The following is a 17,765-nucleotide window of genomic DNA, read 5'->3' on the forward strand; positions in this document are numbered from 1 at the left end:
GATGAAATCTTCACGGATAATCGCCGAAAACCACACAGCAGACTGAGTTTGATGACAAAGTGCGCATAGCGGTGATAATGGAGAGATCGTAAAAACGCTGCAAGTACCTCCTTATAAGCCCAAACTGTTCGTCTTCTGGCGGAGGTGCTATTAAACGTAGGTTTACAGGTAAACATGGTCGGATAGCATCAGACGCATCAGAAAACACACACTTTCTGAATGGACCAATGGCAGATTCGAATAGATGTCTATCAGGAAGAAATGAAGAAGAATTGGAGCGGGAAACGAGACTCGAACTCGCGACCCCGACCTTGGCAAGGTCGTGCTCTACCAACTGAGCTATTCCCGCTCGGGAGTGTTGTACCGTACCTGCATTTCATTGCCGGTACGGGGTGCGAATTATACGAGAAAAGTGTTGCTCTGCAAGTCCTTGGAGCAGAATTTGTGCCTGATTGCAGATAAAAACAGCAACTCGCCAGGTAACACCTTGTCTCGGAAACACTTTTTTCCTGGCAATATTTCCAGCACGTTTCCACTGTAGTTGAACAGAGATTAGAGCTGAATAAAGTGCTCACGATAGTAAGCCAGCTCGGCCACTGACTCACGAATATCATCCAGCGCCTGATGCGTATTACGCTTCGTGAATCCGGTTAGAATTTCCGGCTTCCAGCGGATCGCCAACTCTTTCAGCGTACTGACATCCAGATACCGATAGTGAAAATAGGCTTCCAGCTCAGGCATATAGCGGAATAAAAAACGACGATCCTGTCCGACGCTGTTGCCACAAATTGGTGATTTTCCTGCCGGCACCCACTGTTGCAGAAATTTCAACGTTTCCAGCTCGGCGGCGCGTTCACTAAACTGGCTGGCCTTCACCCGATCAACCAGTCCGCTGCCAGTATGAGTACGAACGTTCCAGTCATCCATCAACGCCAGTTGGCTATCTGGTTGATGTACCGCCAGTGTTGGCCCTTCCGCCAGCACATTCAGATTGGCATCGGTCACCAGCGTGGCGATTTCAATGATGTGGTCACGCTCGGGATCCAGTCCCGTCATTTCAAGATCGATCCAGATCAGTCTGTTTTCATCTACCATTGGGAAGGTCCTATTGTGATTTTGTGTGCCGGTTTCTGCCATGATCGCCACAAGGTGTGGACAAACATCCGGCATCGGTTAATTAAAACAAAATAGCGTGTATTATAGTCGCTTCAATCGCCACGGGCGATAATTGCAGTATCAAGTGAGGCTTAGTGAGCAAAAAGAAACTGTCGAAAGGTCAGCAGCGTAGGGTCAGCGCCAATCATCAGCGCCGCCTGAAGCACGCGGATAACAAGATAGAATGGGATGACAGCCAACTGAGTGAAGCTCAGGAAGGCATCATCATCAGTCGCTTTGGCATGCATGCCGACGTGGAAGCCGTCGACGGCACGCTACATCGCTGTAATCTTCGCCGCACCATTTCGTCATTGGTCACCGGAGACCGCGTAGTCTGGCGTGCTGGCAATGAGGCGCTGTCCGGCATCAGCGGTATCGTGGAAGCCGTACACCCACGCCAGTCGGTACTGACTCGTCCCGATTATTATGACGGTATTAAACCGATTGCCGCCAATATCGATCAGATCGTGATCGTGTCCTCTATCCTCCCCGAACTGTCTTTAAATATGATCGACCGCTATCTGGTGGCTTGCGAAACACTGGAAGTCGAGCCGATGCTGGTGCTGAACAAGATCGATCTGCTGGACGACGAATCCCTGAAATTCGTGGAAGAATTGATGGATATTTACCGTGCACTGCACTATCGGGTGTTGATGGTTTCCAGCCACACTCAGCAGGGTATTCCGGAACTGGAAGCCGCGTTAACCGGACGGATCAGTATCTTTGCCGGTCAGTCCGGGGTAGGAAAATCCAGTCTACTCAACTCACTGCTCTATCCAGGGGCCGCACGCATCGTGGTCAACGATGTGTCCGGCAATTCTGGATTAGGTCAACACACCACAACGGCGTCCCGTCTGTACCATTTCCCGAGTGGCGGTGATGTTATCGATTCTCCCGGTGTGCGGGAATTCGGTCTCTGGCATCTGAATCCTGAACAGGTGACTCAGGGTTTTATCGAATTCAGGAATTACCTCGGCAATTGTAAATTCCGTGACTGCAAACATAATAACGACCCAGGCTGTGCCATCCGTGCGGCACTGGAACGGGGTGAGATTGCGGCGGAGCGGTTTGAAAATTACCACAGTATCCTGGACAGCATGGCACAGGTAAAAACGCGTAAATCCTTTTCCGATTCAGATAACTGACATTTATCGCATCCATCGCTACAATGCGCCCTTTTCCACCCTGGCGCATCATTAATCCAAGAGGTTCACTGTGTTGGATAGTATCAAGATAGCTCTACAATATTTGTTGCCGAAAATATGGCTGACACGTCTGGCTGGCTGGGGCGCGGAGCGACAGGCAGGTATCCTGACCAAACTGGTTATTGACCTGTTCGTGCGCTGCTACCGGGTCAACATGCAGGAAGCGCAGCAATCAGACACCGCTGCATACCACACTTTCAACGAATTCTTTGCCCGTCCTCTGCGTCTGGGTATCCGTCCGATTGATCCGCACGCCCATCGGTTGGTACAACCTGCTGATGGTGTTATTTCTCAATTGGGAAGCATTACTGACGGCAAAATCTTCCAGGCCAAGAACCACGACTACACGCTGGAAGCGTTGCTGGCAGGCAACTACATCATGGCCGACCTGTTCCGTGATGGTCTGTTTGCCACCATCTATCTGTCACCGAAAGATTATCATCGCGTACATATGCCTTGTGATGGTGTGCTGCGCGAGATGATTTATGTCCCGGGTGATCTGTTTTCCGTTAACCCGTTGACCGCCAAAAATGTCCCCAATCTGTTTGCCCGTAACGAACGAGTTATCTGCCTGTTTGACACACCGTTCGGCCCGCTGGCGCAGATCCTGGTAGGGGCGACCATTGTTGGCAGTATCGAAACCGTATGGGCAGGCACAGTAACGCCGCCACGTGAAGGCATCATCAAACGCTGGACTTATCCCGCCGAAGGTGAAGACGCAATTGTGCTGGAAAAAGGTCAGGAAATGGGGCGCTTCAAGCTGGGCTCGACGGTGATCAACCTGTTTGCCGCCGGCAGTGTACAACTGATGTCTACTCTTGCCAGCCACAGTGTCACCCGTGTGGGTGAACCCTTCGCCGAAGAACCGAACACGGCAGAAACCGACGCTGACACGCCGGATGGAGCAGACGGCACCCCATAAACACCACGCTACAATTATTAAGGGAGGCTAGCCGTGCGTCTGATACTGATTTTCTTACTGGGATGCCTGTTATCAACCGCATCGCTAGCCGCCAAAATCCCCACCGACGCGCAACTGCGTCAGGATTTGCAACAGGCGGAAAGCAATAAAAGCTTGCCTAATCAGGCAGACATAATTAAAGAACTACAATCCGCCCTGCGTATGCTCAATGGAAGCAAGGAAGCGCAACAACGGGCCGCGCAGTACCAGAACGTGATTGATGATTTCCCGAAACTGACCCGGCAACTACGTCAGCAACTGACTGCCGAGGACAACAAATCGCCTCCCGCCACACATAACCTTTCGATTAACGATCTTGAACAGCAGATTGTACAAACCAGCAGCCAGTTACTGGAGCGGAGCCGCCTACTACAGCAGGAGCAGGATCGGCTACGGGAAATCATCGATTCACTGTCCCAACTGCCACAGCAACAAACCGAAGCCAACCGTGCACTAAGTGATATTGAGCGACGCATTCAGGCTCTGGGTGTGCCGAATACCCCGCTCGGACAAGCCCAACTCGCCGCCTTGCAGGCGGAATCGGCGCTGCGTAAAAGTCGTGTCGATGAGTTGGCGCTGGCTCAGCTTTCCGCCAGCAACCGACAGGAACTGTCACGCCTGCGTGGCGAGCTTTACCAGAAACAGCGTGATCGACTGGATAATCAGCTGCAAACCCAACGCAACACAATAAACACCTTGCGACAGCAGGAAGCGGAACAAGCACTGGAGCGCACAGAGCTACTGGCAGAACAGAGTGGTGATTTACCCACCATCATTGCCAAACCGTTACAGATTAATCGCGAATTGTCGTTAGCACTGAATCAGCAGGCACAGCGTATGGACCTGATTTCCTCACAGCAACGTCAGGCTGCGGCACAGACGCTTCAGGTACATCAGGCATTGAGTACATTGCGCGAACAGGCGCAATGGCTGGGCTCTTCCACCGCATTGGGGGAAACACTGCGCGCCCAGGTCGCCCGCCTGCCCGACATGCCAAAACCCCAGTTACTGGACAGAGACATGGCCCAATTGCGTGTGCAACGGCTGCATTATGACGATTTGCTCAGTCAACTACCAAAAACCGAGCTGGCCAGACAGGATAATGGCTCACCACTGACCACCGCGCAGCAAAAAATTCTCGACGATCAGCTACGCACGCAACGTGAATTACTGACCTCTCTGATATCTGGTTGCGACACACTGGTTCTTGAATTGACCAAGCTGAAAGTCGCCAATAATCAGTTGGAAGACGCGTTGTTAGAAATTCGTGAGGCCGCACACCGTTACCTGTTCTGGGTGGCGGACGTCGAACCGATAACCTTCGCCTACCCAATCACACTGCTGAAAGATTTATCACTGCTGCTGTCGCTGGACACGCTGACCCAACTCGGCAGTGCCATGATCATGATGGTCACCAGCCGCGATACGCTGTTACCGCTGCTGGGCGCATTGCTGCTGGTAGGGTTCAGTGTTGGCTCTCGTCGTCATTACCATGCTTTTATGCAGCGTGCCAGCGATCGGGTGGGTAAAGTCACCCTAGACCATTTTATGCTGACCCTACGCACGGTATTCTGGTCGGTTATGGTGGCTATCCCACTGCCGGTATTGTGGGCCGCGCTGGGATATGGTTTGCAGAATGCCTGGCCTTATCCGGTGGCCGTGGCTATCGGCGACAGTGTTACTGCTACCGTGCCACTGATGTGGGTAGTGATGATCAGCGCAGCGTTTGCCCACCGGCAGGGGCTGTTCATCGTGCACTTTGGCTGGTCCCCGATGCGGGTAGCCCGGGCTATGCGTTATTACCAGTTATCTATCGGTTTTATCGTCCCCTTGATCATGGCGCTTATTACGTTTGACAATCTTAACGACCGTGAATTTTCCAGTACGCTGGGGCGCTTGTGTTTTATTTTGCTGTGTATGGCTCTCACCCTGGTGACCACCAGCCTCAAGCGGGCCGGCATTCCACTCTATCTGGATAAAGCCGGTTCCGGGGAAAATCCAGCCAACCGTGGCATGTGGAACATCCTGATTTTCATGCCGCTGGTGGCTGCGCTGGCCGCCAGTCTGGGTTATCTGACGACATCCCAGGCGCTGTTGGCTCGGCTGGAAACGTCCGTAGCCATCTGGTTTTTCCTGCTAGTGGTTTATCACATCATTCGTCGCTGGATGCTGATTCAGCGCCGTCGCATTGCCTTTGATCGTGCCAGACAACGTCGTGCCGAAATCCTGGCCCAGCGAGCGCGGGGGGACGAAGAATCGCTACCGTCCAGCGGCTATGAGATCGGCGGCGACACATTGGAAGAACCGGTAGTAGATTTGGATGCCATCAGCGCCAAATCACTAAAACTGGTGCGTTCAATCCTGACACTTATCGCGCTGGTTTCGGTGATTGCGTTGTGGTCAGAAATCCATTCCGCCTTTGCGTTTCTGGGAAATATCAGTCTATGGGATGTCACCAGTACCGTGAAAGGGGTGGAAAGCGTGCAACCAATTACCCTTGGTGCAGTGCTGATTGCCATGCTGATTTTTTTCATCACCGTACAGTTGATGCGAAACCTGCCCGCCTTGCTGGAACTGGCGCTGTTACAGCATATCGAGCTCGCACCCGGCACCGGTTATGCCATCACCACAGTCAGTAAATACCTGCTGATGCTAATAGGTGGTCTGATCGGGTTCTCGATGATTGGCATTGAGTGGGCGAAACTACAGTGGTTGGTAGCTGCGTTGGGCGTGGGATTGGGCTTTGGCTTGCAGGAGATTTTCGCCAACTTTATTTCTGGCCTGATTATTCTGTTCGAAAAGCCGATTCGTATTGGCGATACCGTCACGATCCACAATCTCACTGGTTGTGTCATGCGGATTAACACCCGGGCCACGACCATTTCAGACTGGGACCGTAAAGAGATCATTGTTCCCAACAAAGCGTTTATTACCGAACAGTTTATCAACTGGTCGCTGTCCGATTCCGTGACCCGCGTGGTGGTAAGTGTTCCGGCCCCGGCGCAGGCCAATAGCCAGGAAGTGACAGAACTATTGCTGGAGGTGGCAAAACAGAGTGATCTGGTTCTGGATAATCCGCCGCCGGAAGTTTTTCTGGTGGATCTGACACAGGGTATCCAGATTTTCGAGCTACGCATTTTTGCCGCTGAAATGGGGCACCGGATGCCGTTGCGTCATCAGCTACACCAATTGATTCTGGAAAGTTACCGCCAACACAATCTGGTCATGCCATTCCCACCCTTTCAGGTGCAGATGGATTCGATACAGATGTCTGGACGCGCATCCACCACCGGTGGCGTTTAATCGCTGGTGCCATCCGGGCGGTGGCACCACTCGCAAGAACCCTTGCTATTACGCTCTATCAACAGAAAATGCGATCACATCACTCAATGTTTCAGCGTTCAATGCCAACATAATAAGACGATCCACACCCAGCGCCACGCCGGCACACTCCGGCATACCGGCTTCCAGCGCGGCCAGCAGATTTTCATCGATCGGCTGTACTGGCAGACCGCGGGCGGTACGTTTGCGGTTATCCTGTTCAAAGCGTTGACGTTGTTCATGACTGTCGGTTAATTCACGAAAACCGTTCGCCAGTTCGATGCCTTTAAAATAGACTTCAAACCGCTCGGCCACACGATGATCTTCGGTACTGATTTCCGCCAGTGATGCCTGGGTAGCCGGAAAATGGTAAACAAAGGCCGGTTTGTCACGTCCGATATTGGTTTCCACACCTACCGTAAACAGCAGTTGCAGTAAGGTGTCGCGGTCGTTTTCATTAGCTGCGACATCCCCAACACCCAGTTTTTCCGCCACGTCACGTAATTGCGCTTTGTCTGCGGACAACGGGTCAATCTCAAGGTGACGTTGAAAAGCCTGCTGATAAGTGAGCCTTTCGGCATTGTCACATTCCAGCACCTGCTGCAATAGATCGTCCACCTCGTTCATCAGGCGGTACATATCATAGTGCAGGCGATACCACTCCAGCATGGTAAACTCGGGATTGTGATGGCGACCAGATTCTTCATTACGAAAACTGCGGCACAACTGAAATATCGGTCCACTACCTGCGGCTAGCAGACGCTTCATGTGATATTCCGGGCTGGTCATTAGATATAGTGTTAATCCTTCAGCCGCACCAGGGCCGACAAAGTGGGTCTGGAACGGGGAAAGGTGAACATCGGTTACCGTCGCCTGACTCATGGCTGGCGTTTCAACTTCCAGTACGCCGCGATCAGCGAAGAAACGTCGGATATCCATCATGATCGATGCCCGTTTCAACAGTGTGGCGATAGAAGCGCTGGGTTGCCAACTTGCCGTTTCGCTCAAGGTGATTACTCCAAAGGTCAAACAGGTGGTGCAGTCTACCCGCATCATGTCAACCAGACAAATTATATCCCGTGAAAGATTTTCTTATATTGTCAGTAAAGACACGATTAAAGAAATACACTTTTCATCTTTCAAGTTTTATACCCCAAATACTTCAAGTTGCAGGTGTGTTGGCTGCGTTCGCTCACCCGAATCACTTACCTGAGTAAGCGCCTCGGGATTCACTCTCTTTCCGCCTTCCTGCAACTCGAAGTTTATTGGGTATAAAAATATTATTTCCACCGAAATAAGCGTATCGATCACGTTTTATAAACTATGTCCGAAAGGGTATTAAAAAACAGCAAAATACTGGATCATATCAAATTCCATTTACTTTTAAGTCGGTATAATCATTTCCACACAAAAAAGAGATAGTTATCTATTCTTAATAGGCGAATAAATGTTTTTTCCTTCTTTTTTAACGTGTTAATAATTAAAAAGAAATAAAGGATATATGCTGAATAGATATTATTTTCTTAATTTAATTTAATTAACTTAAGTAACTGGAGGAGTGCATTGCAAACCTTTAATGCCGACTTGGCCATTATCGGGGCCGGGGGCGCTGGTTTACGAGCGGCAATTGCTGCCGCCGAAGCTAATCCCCAACTGAAGATTGCTCTGATCTCTAAAGTTTATCCCATGCGTAGTCATACTGTGGCTGCCGAAGGGGGATCAGCAGCTGTCACTCAGGATCACGATAGCTTTGATTTCCATTTTCACGATACCGTCGCAGGTGGTGACTGGTTGTGCGAACAGGATGTTGTCGACCAGTTCGTACAAAGTTGTCCGCGTGAAATGACCCAACTGGAGCAATGGGGCTGTCCCTGGAGCCGCAAACCGGATGGTTCCGTCAACGTGCGCCGCTTTGGGGGAATGAAGATTGAGCGTACCTGGTTCGCCGCTGACAAAACCGGCTTCCATATGCTGCATACTCTGTTCCAGACATCCCTGAAATACCCGCAGATTCAGCGTTTTGACGAACATTTCGTGCTGGATATTCTGGTAGATGACGGACAGGCCCGCGGGCTTGTCGCCATCAATATGATGGAAGGCACACTGGTTCAGATCCGCGCCAACGCCGTGGTTATGGCCACCGGTGGCGCAGGCCGTGTTTACCGTTATAACACCAACGGCGGTATCGTCACCGGTGACGGTATGGGCATGGCATTCCGTCACGGCGTTCCACTGCGTGATATGGAGTTCGTCCAGTACCATCCAACAGGTCTGCCAGGCTCCGGCATCCTGATGACCGAAGGCTGCCGTGGTGAAGGCGGTATCATGGTCAACAAAGATGGCTACCGTTACCTACAGGATTACGGTATGGGGCCGGAAACGCCGCTGGGTGAGCCGAAAAATAAATACATGGAACTGGGCCCACGTGACAAAGTGTCGCAGGCCTTCTGGCATGAATGGCGTGCCGGTCGCACCATTTCCACCCCGCTGGGTGATGTGGTCTACCTTGACCTGCGTCATCTGGGTGAAAAGAAATTGAAAGAGCGTCTGCCGTTCATCTGTGAACTGGCTCAGGCTTATGTCGGTGTCGACCCGGTGAAAGAACCCATTCCAATTCGCCCGACCGCACACTACACCATGGGTGGCATCGAAACAGACCAGCAGTGCGAAACCCGAATCAAAGGGTTGTTTGCCGCCGGTGAATGCTCCTCTGTCGGTCTGCATGGTGCCAACCGTCTGGGCTCCAACTCCCTGGCAGAACTCGTGGTCTTTGGTCGTATCGCTGGCGAACATGCCACCCAGCGCTCTCTGGAATCGGCCCCGGCCAACGCCAGTGCGTTGGATGCACAGGCTCGCGATGTAGAACAGCGTCTGCATACCCTGATGAAACAGGAAGGCACAGAGAGCTGGGCGAAGATCCGCGACGAAATGGGTATATCGATGGAAGAAGGTTGCGGTATCTACCGTACTACCGAGTTAATGCAAAAAACGCTGGATAAGCTGGCTGAGCTGAAAGAACGCTTCAAACGCGTGAAGATTACCGACCATTCCAGCGTATTCAATACCGACCTGCTTTATACCATCGAACTGGGACACAGCCTGGACGTCGCTCAATGTATGGCGCACTCCGCTATCAACCGTAAAGAATCCCGTGGTGCGCACCAGCGTCTGGATGAAGGCTGTACCGAACGTGATGATGTGAATTTCCTGAAACACACACTGGCGTTCTACAACCCGGAAGGCGCACCCCGACTGGAGTACAGTGATGTGAAGATCACCAAACTACCGCCGGCAAAACGTGTGTACGGGGGCGAGGCTGACGCTCAGGAAAAAAGTGATAAGGAGCAAGCGAATGGCTGAGATGCAAACGCTAAAAATGGAAGTCATGCGCTATAACCCGGAGCAGGACAACGCGCCGCACGCTGAAATCTATGAAGTGCCCTATAACAAACAGACCTCTTTGCTGGATGCGCTGGGCTACATTAAAGACAACCTGGCACCGGACCTGTCTTATCGCTGGTCCTGCCGGATGGCGATTTGCGGCTCCTGCGGCATGATGGTCAACAACGTGCCAAAACTGGCCTGTAAAACCTTTCTGCGTGACTACCCCAACGGCGTGAAAGTGGAAGCACTGGGTAACTTCCCGATTGAACGCGACCTGGTGGTGGATATGACTCATTTTATTGAGAGTCTGGAAGCTATCAAACCGTACATCATCGGTAATGACCGTAAACCGGAACAGGGGCCTAACAAGCAGACCCCGGCACAGATGGCCAAATACCATCAGTTCTCTGGCTGTATCAACTGTGGACTGTGCTATGCCGCCTGCCCACAGTTCGGCCTGAATCCCGAATTTATCGGTCCGGCCGCTATTACACTGGCACATCGCTACAACCTGGATAACCGTGATCACGGCAAAAAAGAACGCATGCCGCAGTTGAACGGTGATAACGGGGTGTGGACCTGTACCTTTGTTGGTTACTGCTCGGAAGTGTGTCCGAAGCACGTTGATCCTGCTGCTGCCATCCAACAGGGCAAGGTCGAAAGCGCTAAAGATTTCATGATTGCCATGCTGAAACCACAATAAGGGAGGGAGGCAAATAATGACAACCAAACGTAAAGCGTATGTCCGTGATATGACGCCGACCTGGTGGAAAAAGCTGGGATTTTATCGCTTCTATATGTTGCGCGAAGGTACCGCTGTTCCCGCTGTCTGGTTCAGCATTGTACTGCTGTATGGCGTATTTTCATTGAAAGCGGGTCCGGAAGGCTGGGCGCATTTTGTTGGATTTTTACAACACCCACTGGTCTTGCTCATCAATATTATTGCCCTGCTGGCAGCGGTTCTCCATACCAAAACCTGGTTTGAACTGGCACCCAAAGCCAGCATTATCGTGATTAAAGATGAAAAAATGGGGCCTGAGCCAATCATTAAAGGGCTATGGGCAGTCACTGTGGTGGTAACGCTGGCCGTACTGGCTATCGCATTACTGTTCTGATCAGGAGGAATAACGTGATTAACCAAACACCAAAACGCTCCGATGAACCACCTTTCTGGGGCTTGTTCGGTGCCGGTGGCATGTGGAGTGCCTTCTTTGCACCGGTGATCATCCTGCTGGTCGGTATCCTGTTGCCGTTGAGCATATTCCCGGATGCACTGGGTTATGAACGCATCGCTATGTTCAGTCAGAGCATTATCGGCCGTATTTTTCTGCTGCTGATGATTGTTCTGCCATTGTGGTGTGGTCTGCACCGTATCCATCACGCCACGCATGACCTGAAAATCCACATCCCGGCCGGGAAATGGGTATTTTACGGTCTGGCCGCCATTTTGACGGTTGTGACAGTAATTGGTCTTGTAACGCTGTAAGTGATTTTTCTCTGCAACGGTCTGCATTCGCAGACCGTTTAAATTGCTGGCAATCCATACTCGTCATTTTCAAGTCGCGATGGTGTTGGCCCGTGTTCGTTCACCCGAATCGCTTACCTGAATAAGTTCATCGAAACGCTCTCTTGCCGCCTTCCTGCATTTTGAAATCTATTAAGTCTCTATGGAATCGAAACGCTACGATTTTACCGTTAAAAAACTCATCTGGATTAATCATTCAGGCGATGCAGTAAGTGATATTTTAATGAGACTTAGTAAAAGAATAGCTATAGCATCATTCTGAACTGCTTATTTTTTATTGAAAATGGTTTCATTTTAATCACTATTTAACTGAAACCGAATCTCGGCATATAAAATAATAGGCTGGGTGATCATTATCCCATTATTTTATGGCGGAACATAAAAAACACCGCGCCAAGCAAGCAAAATCCTGCCCAAATATAATCAGTGCGAAATGGCTCTTTCAAAATAATCATCGAGAAAGGAATAAATACCGCCAGGCTAATGACTTCCTGCACTATTTTAAGCTGTCCGGCCGAGGCCACTTGATAGCCAATACGATTGGCGGGTACCTGTAACAAATATTCAAACAGTGCAATGCCCCAACTGACCAATGCGGCGATGATCCAGGCTCGCCCGCTAAAGTAACGCAAATGCCCGTACCAGGCGAAGGTCATAAACACATTACTGAGCGTTAACATGAATACAGTGATAATCAATGGGGACATAGACATATTCCCTTTGCAAAAGATAATGCTCATTATTACGTTTCGCCAGAGAGAACACCATCAGATAACATGCCGTATTCATGTCTATTTGTATCAAACCTGTTTTGATGTTATGCGGTTAAATAGTAACCATATTTTCCCCGCCGTCGCGCGAGGTAGTAATGGTGTAGCAGTTCGCTTAATATCAGCACGAGAAGTGATAGACATAACAAGAGTGAACACCATGACAACTGTAACTTCCGCCCCTCTTCAACTGCGTCCCATCACTGTGGGCGATAACGCTGCCATTGCCAGTGTGATACGTCGCGTTTCTGCCGAGTTTGAGCTAACAGCCGATAAGGGCTATACCGTTTCGGATCCTGATCTGGATGTTCTGTTCCAGGTATACAGTCGTTCGAAAAGTGCTTACTGGCTGGTGGTATATGATGATGAAATCGTTGGCGGCGGCGGTATCGCACCATTATCCGGTGGGGACAAGGATATCTGCGAACTGCAGAAAATGTATTTTTTGCCGGTAGCGCGCGGAAAGGGAATGGCGAAACAGCTGGCATTGAAGGCGCTGGATTTTGCTCGCCGCCAAGGCTTTCAACGTTGTTATCTGGAAACGACCTCACACCTGACCAACGCGATTTCTTTGTATGAAAAACTGGGATTCCAACATATTCCCTGTGCAATGGGGAACACCGGGCATACTGATTGTGAAGTGAGAATGCTGAAGCAATTATGATTGATATATAATTTTCGCTGATAATACTCAGCTAGCAGACCAGCGCTGCACCAATAAAAATGGTGCAGCGCCAGACAAAACGCTAACCAGCAAGATTAATGGCGTTTACCATCATCATCCTCGTCGTAAAAATCCTCATCTTCATCACCTTCGTCTTCGTCATCCTCACCTTCGAAGTAAGTGCCCCAGCCATCGTAATTAATATGGTAACGTTCGGCCAAATCCAGTAACTGTTCCACTTGTTCGTCGATCAGTTCGGCTTTTAACGCCAGTTCACTGATCGCATCACAACACATCAGCATGACACCGTCTTCGACTTCCAGCTCTTCGGCATCGGTAACTTCATAACCTAATTTGAATACATCTACCGCTACTTTTTCCAGGTCTTCAAATTTCTCGGCTGAGAAATGGTGTTCGATGGTGTAGAGCGCATCAGGATCGCTGCCATCTTCCAGCAACTCCTCAATGATCAGGCGCGTCTCTTCACGTTGTTCTTCCAGCAATTCGCGGTTTGCCATGCCTCAGTCCTCGTTAAATCGGAGAAAATGTCGGGTTATTGTCCCACAGGCCCGCACCCGCCTCCACCAGAAAGTTTGACCCCACCACTTGAAATTGAATAATTACACATATAAAGTGAATTTTAATTCAACTACACATGTTGAGCCACATGGAGAAGAACATCATGAACCCGTTTTACTTACGTCATTTTTTAAGATTAATGGATTTCACACCGACAGAAATCGAAAGCCTGCTGAATTTGTCAATGAAACTCAAAGCCGATAAAAAAAGCGGCACCGAGATCCGCCACCTGCAAGGTAAAAATATCGCACTCATCTTCGAAAAAGATTCGACCCGCACTCGCTGCTCTTTCGAAGTTGCTGCATACGACCAGGGAGCACAGGTCACCTATCTGGGGTCAAGCGGTAGCCAAATCGGTCACAAAGAGTCAATGAAAGACACTGCACGGGTTCTGGGCCGGATGTATGACGGTATTCAGTATCGTGGCTACGGCCAGCATCTGGTGGAAACATTGGCGGAATTTTCCGGCGTGCCGGTATGGAACGGGTTGACCGATGAATTCCATCCGACCCAGTTACTGGCAGATCTGCTGACAATGCGGGAACATTTGCCGGGCCAATCCTTGTCTGACATGAAGCTGGCCTACGTTGGGGATACTCGTAACAACATGGGGAATACCATGCTGGAAGCGGCGGCACTCACTGGGTTGGATCTGCGTCTTATCGCACCAAAAACCTACTGGCCAGAAGCTGGACTAGTAGCCGAATGCCAGGCGGCGGCAGTCAAGACAGGGGGATCCATCACCCTGACAGAAGATGTTGCAACTGGGGTGAAGGATGTTGATTTTATTTATACCGACGTATGGGTTTCCATGGGTGAACCGAAGGAGGTCTGGCAACAGCGCATCAACCTGCTGAGGCCCTATCAGGTCAATATGGCAATGATCACCGCCACCGGTAATCCGCAGGTGAAATTTCTGCACTGTTTACCAGCGTTCCACGACGATCAAACCACCATCGGCAAACAGATGGCCGCGCAGTATGGCTTGCATGGTGGAATGGAAGTCACGGAGGAATTATTTGAATCTGCACACAGTATTGTGTTTGATCAGGCGGAAAATCGCATGCATACCATCAAAGCAGTAATGGTCGCGACATTAAGTCAGCAGCTTTAGATGGTGCGTTGGCAAAAACAGCATTTACACTGCTGTTTTTGCCTTGTCATTTACATGGTCTCACCATTAGAGGAGATAACTTTTTGATACCAATAGAACGACTTCTTCGGTACCCGATTTAACTGCCCGGTACCATCGTCATGTTTATCGACATAGATAAACCCGTAACGTTTCGCCATCTCTCCCGTTGTAAATGACACCAGATCGATACATCCCCACGGGGTATATCCCATCAGTTCCACGCCATCAATAGAGACCGCTTTTTTCATTTCCTCAATATGGGCTCGTAAATAATCAATGCGGTAATCATCGTGGCAATAGCCTTTCTCGTCTGGCTTATCCACGGCACCCAGCCCGTTTTCCACAATGAAAAGCGGCACTTCATAACGTTCATAAAGTGTCACCAGCGCATAACGCAAACCGACCGGGTCAATTTGCCATCCCCAGTCACTGGCTTGCAGGTAGGGATTGGGTACTGAGTGCTCAGAACTACCGTCCATGCTGGCGGTGGTGTCACTCTGCGCATCGTGCTTCACCACGTTGGACATGTAATAGCTGAAACCGATGTAATCCACCTTGCCCTCACGCAGAATCTGCTCATCCTCCGGTTCCATATGAATATGATAGCCTTTGAGCGCCCACTCCCGTTTGGCATAGCCAGGATAGTGACCACGCACATGTACATCCGAGAAATAGAAGCGGTCATGCATAGATTCCGTTGCCAGCATCACGTCTTCGGGATGACAGGAGTACGGGTAGTACGGCACGAAGGAACACATGCAGCCTACTTTCAACTCAGGATTGATTTCATGGGCTTTTTTCACCACCAGTGCGCTGGCGACAAATTGGTGATGTACCGCCTGATACATGGCTTCCTCCGGCTTTTCCTTCACCGGGAATGTTACCCCGGAACACATCCAGCCAAAGATCTCCGCCGATACGTTCTTCTGGTTGTTGATCTCATTGAACGTCATCCAATACTTCACTTTGTGCTTGTAACGTTCAATCACCGTAGTGGCAAAACGCACAAAACAATCCAGCGTTTTGCGACTCATCCAGCCGTCATATGCGTTCGCCAGGTGCAGCGGCATCTCGAAATGGCTGAGGGTCATCACTGGCTCAATCTGATATTTCAGTAGTTCATCGATCAGATCGTCATAAAACTGCAGCCCGGCTTCGCAAGGCTCGCTGTCATCACCATTAGGGAAAATACGCGTCCAGGCAATGCTGGTGCGAAAGCATTTAAATCCCATCTCGGCGAACAACCGGATATCGTCTTTGTAACGATGATAAAAATCGATCGCTTCATGGTTTGGATAATTTTCCCCTGGCACCACGCCATCCGTGATACGACGGAGCTTGCCATGCGCCCCTGCCGTCAACACATCCACCACACTGACGCCCTTGCCCCCTTCATCCCAGCCACCTTCCAACTGGTGAGCCGCCACTGCGCCACCCCATAAAAAACCTTCCGGTAATTGGCTCATTTTCTCCACCTCTTCGTCCAAATCTCCGCCATACGGAAATGACGGCGATACACGACACACAACAAAACGTTATTTTACTCAGTGGGTTGATTACCCGATGCCGACAACGTCGTTTCAGATGTGGTCATCTCAGCCACCGGTGTCGCCGGTATTTCATCTACCGGATCATCAAACCCAACGACCATCACCATTCCAATAGTCAGCACAATTGCCACACCACATCCCACCAGTTCCCCGATAAATGACATGGGGGATGACGGGCTAATGGCATTAATGATAGTCAGGATGCCGGGCAATCCGGCATAGGCGTAGTACAGCGAGCCAAACAGGCTGGTGACCACCGCGCCTACCGCCCCGCCGATACAGCCACAGATAAATGGTTTTTTGTAACGTAACGTCACGCCGTAGATAGCCGGTTCGGTAATGCCGAAGATAGCAGTCACTCCCGCTGACATGGCGCGGGTTTTCAATTCCCGGTTACGTGTTTTCAGGAAACACCCAAAAGCAGCAGCCATCTGTCCCACGACGGCAACCGTCTGGAATGCTTGAAATGAGTCGTGACCATTTATATCGAAATCAGCCAGGACGACGGGCGTGATCCCCCAGTGCACACCGAAGATCACGATGATCTGCCACACACCGCCGATAATGCCAGCTGCCAACGCCGGAAACGCGTGAAACAACGCATTATAACCAAGCGCAATGCCACTCGCCGCCCAGCTGGTCACCGGACCGATGGCCAGCAACGTCAGCGGAACCACAATCACAAAACAGATCAACGGGGTAAACAGAGCACTCACTACTTCAGGCAGCCATTTCACTACCCGATGCTCCACCCATGCCAATACCCAAACCAGAAATAACGGTGGCAGTACCGAGGCGGTATAGACGGTTTTCGCCAGCGGCAATCCCAGTAGCGTTATGTGTTCACCGGCGGCGATTTTCCCAGCCAACGTGGTCCATTCAGGGTTGATCAGCGCACAGCAGCACAGCACAGCGATATAGGTATTACAACGAAAATGGCGGGACGCAGTAATGGCAATAAATACCGGCAAAAACGCGAACGGCGTCCACGACATAAAATTCAGTACGCTGTAAGTACCAGTGGTATTGAAAGTATCGGAAAACTGCGTCGCCACAATCAGCATCCCTTGCAGGATCCCGGCAGCGGCAAGAATGTAGACAATGGGAGCAAACACAGCCGACATCGTGGCGATCACAGTATCCAGTACACGGCGTTTCGGCTCACTGACAGCCCTGTGATTATCACCAACCAGATCAGCCATATGGCGATAAACCTCACCCACATGCGTACCGATCACCACCTGAAACTGTCCACCGTTTTCCACTACGGCGATCACACCCGGCAGACCCTGGATCCTCGCTTTGGCACCGGCGGGCGTTTCTCCCAGCACCAGACGCAAGCGGGTAGCACAACGAGAAAAATTGACGATGTTCTGCTGCCCACCTACTGCATTGAGAATGTTTTTCGCTAATGTTGCGTAATCTCTAATCCCAGCCATAGTGTCACCTTTTTGATTACTGATGATCTGCCGCCATGATAATGAAACCGGTTTCAGGCTGCCTGAAGCACCACTAT

At 50.6% G+C, this 17,765-nt stretch carries 15 protein-coding genes and 1 tRNA gene; 9 read left to right on the forward strand and 7 right to left on the reverse strand.

Annotated elements, in window-relative coordinates:
• Window positions 1-273: 273 nt before the first annotated feature.
• Window positions 274-349 (reverse strand) — tRNA-Gly (locus tag PCO85_20280).
• A gap of 203 nt (window positions 350-552) precedes the next feature.
• On the reverse strand, window positions 553-1,095 hold the full coding sequence (gene orn, locus PCO85_20285; protein ID WJV53464.1) for an oligoribonuclease: 543 nt from the start codon (window positions 1,093-1,095) through the stop codon (window positions 553-555).
• A gap of 155 nt (window positions 1,096-1,250) precedes the next feature.
• On the opposite strand from orn, the gene rsgA reads away from it, so the two are divergent.
• From rsgA to mscM, 3 genes are all read left to right on the forward strand, one after another.
• Window positions 1,251-2,300 (forward strand): small ribosomal subunit biogenesis GTPase RsgA, encoded by a 1,050-nt coding sequence (gene rsgA / locus PCO85_20290; GenBank protein ID WJV53465.1) that lies wholly within the window; start codon window positions 1,251-1,253, stop codon window positions 2,298-2,300.
• 70 nt (window positions 2,301-2,370) lie between these two features.
• Entirely contained in the window at window positions 2,371-3,282 is a 912-nt protein-coding gene (gene asd, locus PCO85_20295) for an archaetidylserine decarboxylase (protein ID WJV53466.1), read from the forward strand.
• Window positions 3,283-3,315: 33 nt separating this feature from the next.
• On the forward strand, window positions 3,316-6,624 hold the full coding sequence (gene mscM / locus PCO85_20300; GenBank protein ID WJV53467.1) for a miniconductance mechanosensitive channel MscM: 3,309 nt from the start codon (window positions 3,316-3,318) through the stop codon (window positions 6,622-6,624).
• A 48-nt stretch (window positions 6,625-6,672) separates the two neighbouring features.
• Here the strand turns inward: mscM and epmA are convergent, their stop codons facing one another.
• Window positions 6,673-7,650 (reverse strand): elongation factor P--(R)-beta-lysine ligase, encoded by a 978-nt coding sequence (gene epmA / locus PCO85_20305; GenBank protein ID WJV53468.1) that lies wholly within the window; start codon window positions 7,648-7,650, stop codon window positions 6,673-6,675.
• Between the two features lie 555 nt (window positions 7,651-8,205).
• Between epmA and frdA the strand changes: the two genes are divergently transcribed.
• From frdA to frdD, 4 genes are read left to right on the forward strand one after another with little or no spacing between them, the layout of a single operon-like run.
• A complete protein-coding gene (frdA, locus tag PCO85_20310; GenBank protein ID WJV53469.1) occupies window positions 8,206-10,002 on the forward strand; it encodes a fumarate reductase (quinol) flavoprotein subunit in 1,797 nt (598 codons plus the stop codon).
• A complete protein-coding gene (locus PCO85_20315; protein WJV53470.1) occupies window positions 9,995-10,729 on the forward strand; it encodes a succinate dehydrogenase/fumarate reductase iron-sulfur subunit in 735 nt (244 codons plus the stop codon). Before frdA ends, PCO85_20315 begins: the two co-directional genes overlap by 8 nt.
• A 16-nt stretch (window positions 10,730-10,745) precedes the next feature.
• Window positions 10,746-11,141 carry a fumarate reductase subunit FrdC gene (gene frdC / locus PCO85_20320; GenBank protein WJV53471.1) on the forward strand — a complete coding sequence of 132 codons (396 nt, stop codon included), beginning with the start codon at window positions 10,746-10,748 and terminating at the stop codon, window positions 11,139-11,141.
• Between the two features lie 14 nt (window positions 11,142-11,155).
• Window positions 11,156-11,512 (forward strand): fumarate reductase subunit FrdD, encoded by a 357-nt coding sequence (gene frdD, locus PCO85_20325; GenBank protein ID WJV53472.1) that lies wholly within the window; start codon window positions 11,156-11,158, stop codon window positions 11,510-11,512.
• A gap of 392 nt (window positions 11,513-11,904) precedes the next feature.
• Here frdD and PCO85_20330 read toward each other — a convergent pair whose 3' ends face one another.
• Entirely contained in the window at window positions 11,905-12,258 is a 354-nt protein-coding gene (locus tag PCO85_20330; GenBank protein ID WJV53473.1) for a DMT family protein, read from the reverse strand.
• A gap of 223 nt (window positions 12,259-12,481) precedes the next feature.
• Between PCO85_20330 and PCO85_20335 the strand changes: the two genes are divergently transcribed.
• Complete coding sequence (locus PCO85_20335) at window positions 12,482-12,985, forward strand: GNAT family N-acetyltransferase (protein ID WJV53474.1); 504 nt, start codon at window positions 12,482-12,484, stop codon at window positions 12,983-12,985.
• Between the two features lie 95 nt (window positions 12,986-13,080).
• Here PCO85_20335 and rraB read toward each other — a convergent pair whose 3' ends face one another.
• Window positions 13,081-13,503, reverse strand: coding sequence for a ribonuclease E inhibitor RraB (gene rraB, locus PCO85_20340; protein WJV53475.1), 423 nt, complete (start codon window positions 13,501-13,503; stop codon window positions 13,081-13,083).
• A 164-nt stretch (window positions 13,504-13,667) separates the two neighbouring features.
• On the opposite strand from rraB, the gene argF reads away from it, so the two are divergent.
• The gene (gene argF / locus PCO85_20345; GenBank protein WJV53476.1) at window positions 13,668-14,678 is read left to right on the forward strand and encodes an ornithine carbamoyltransferase; all 1,011 of its coding nucleotides are present in this window, start codon (window positions 13,668-13,670) and stop codon (window positions 14,676-14,678) included.
• A gap of 50 nt (window positions 14,679-14,728) precedes the next feature.
• Here argF and PCO85_20350 read toward each other — a convergent pair whose 3' ends face one another.
• Both PCO85_20350 and PCO85_20355 read right to left on the reverse strand, forming a co-directional pair.
• The gene (locus tag PCO85_20350; protein WJV53477.1) at window positions 14,729-16,165 is read right to left on the reverse strand and encodes a 6-phospho-beta-glucosidase; all 1,437 of its coding nucleotides are present in this window, start codon (window positions 16,163-16,165) and stop codon (window positions 14,729-14,731) included.
• Between the two features lie 74 nt (window positions 16,166-16,239).
• Window positions 16,240-17,688: a PTS transporter subunit EIIC gene (locus PCO85_20355; GenBank protein ID WJV53478.1), complete on the reverse strand. Its 1,449-nt coding sequence runs from the start codon at window positions 17,686-17,688 to the stop codon at window positions 16,240-16,242.
• Window positions 17,689-17,765 lie beyond the last annotated feature (77 nt).

The sequence above is a fragment of the Prodigiosinella aquatilis genome (assembly GCA_030388725.1).
GTDB classification, from domain to species: domain Bacteria; phylum Pseudomonadota; class Gammaproteobacteria; order Enterobacterales; family Enterobacteriaceae; genus Prodigiosinella; species Prodigiosinella aquatilis.

Bases quoted from the DNA above. Each gene is read 5' to 3' on its own strand.
- PCO85_20315 (WJV53470.1), top strand. From the start codon at position 9,995: ATGGCTGAGATGCAAACGCTAAAAATGGAAGTCATGCGCTATAACCCG.
- PCO85_20355 (WJV53478.1), bottom strand. From the start codon at position 17,688: ATGGCTGGGATTAGAGATTACGCAACATTAGCGAAAAACATTCTCAAT.
- frdC (WJV53471.1), top strand. From the start codon at position 10,746: ATGACAACCAAACGTAAAGCGTATGTCCGTGATATGACGCCGACCTGG.
- rraB (WJV53475.1), bottom strand. From the start codon at position 13,503: ATGGCAAACCGCGAATTGCTGGAAGAACAACGTGAAGAGACGCGCCTG.
- orn (WJV53464.1), bottom strand. From the start codon at position 1,095: ATGGTAGATGAAAACAGACTGATCTGGATCGATCTTGAAATGACGGGA.
- PCO85_20350 (WJV53477.1), bottom strand. From the start codon at position 16,165: ATGAGCCAATTACCGGAAGGTTTTTTATGGGGTGGCGCAGTGGCGGCT.
- PCO85_20330 (WJV53473.1), bottom strand. From the start codon at position 12,258: ATGTCCCCATTGATTATCACTGTATTCATGTTAACGCTCAGTAATGTG.
- argF (WJV53476.1), top strand. From the start codon at position 13,668: ATGAACCCGTTTTACTTACGTCATTTTTTAAGATTAATGGATTTCACA.
- PCO85_20335 (WJV53474.1), top strand. From the start codon at position 12,482: ATGACAACTGTAACTTCCGCCCCTCTTCAACTGCGTCCCATCACTGTG.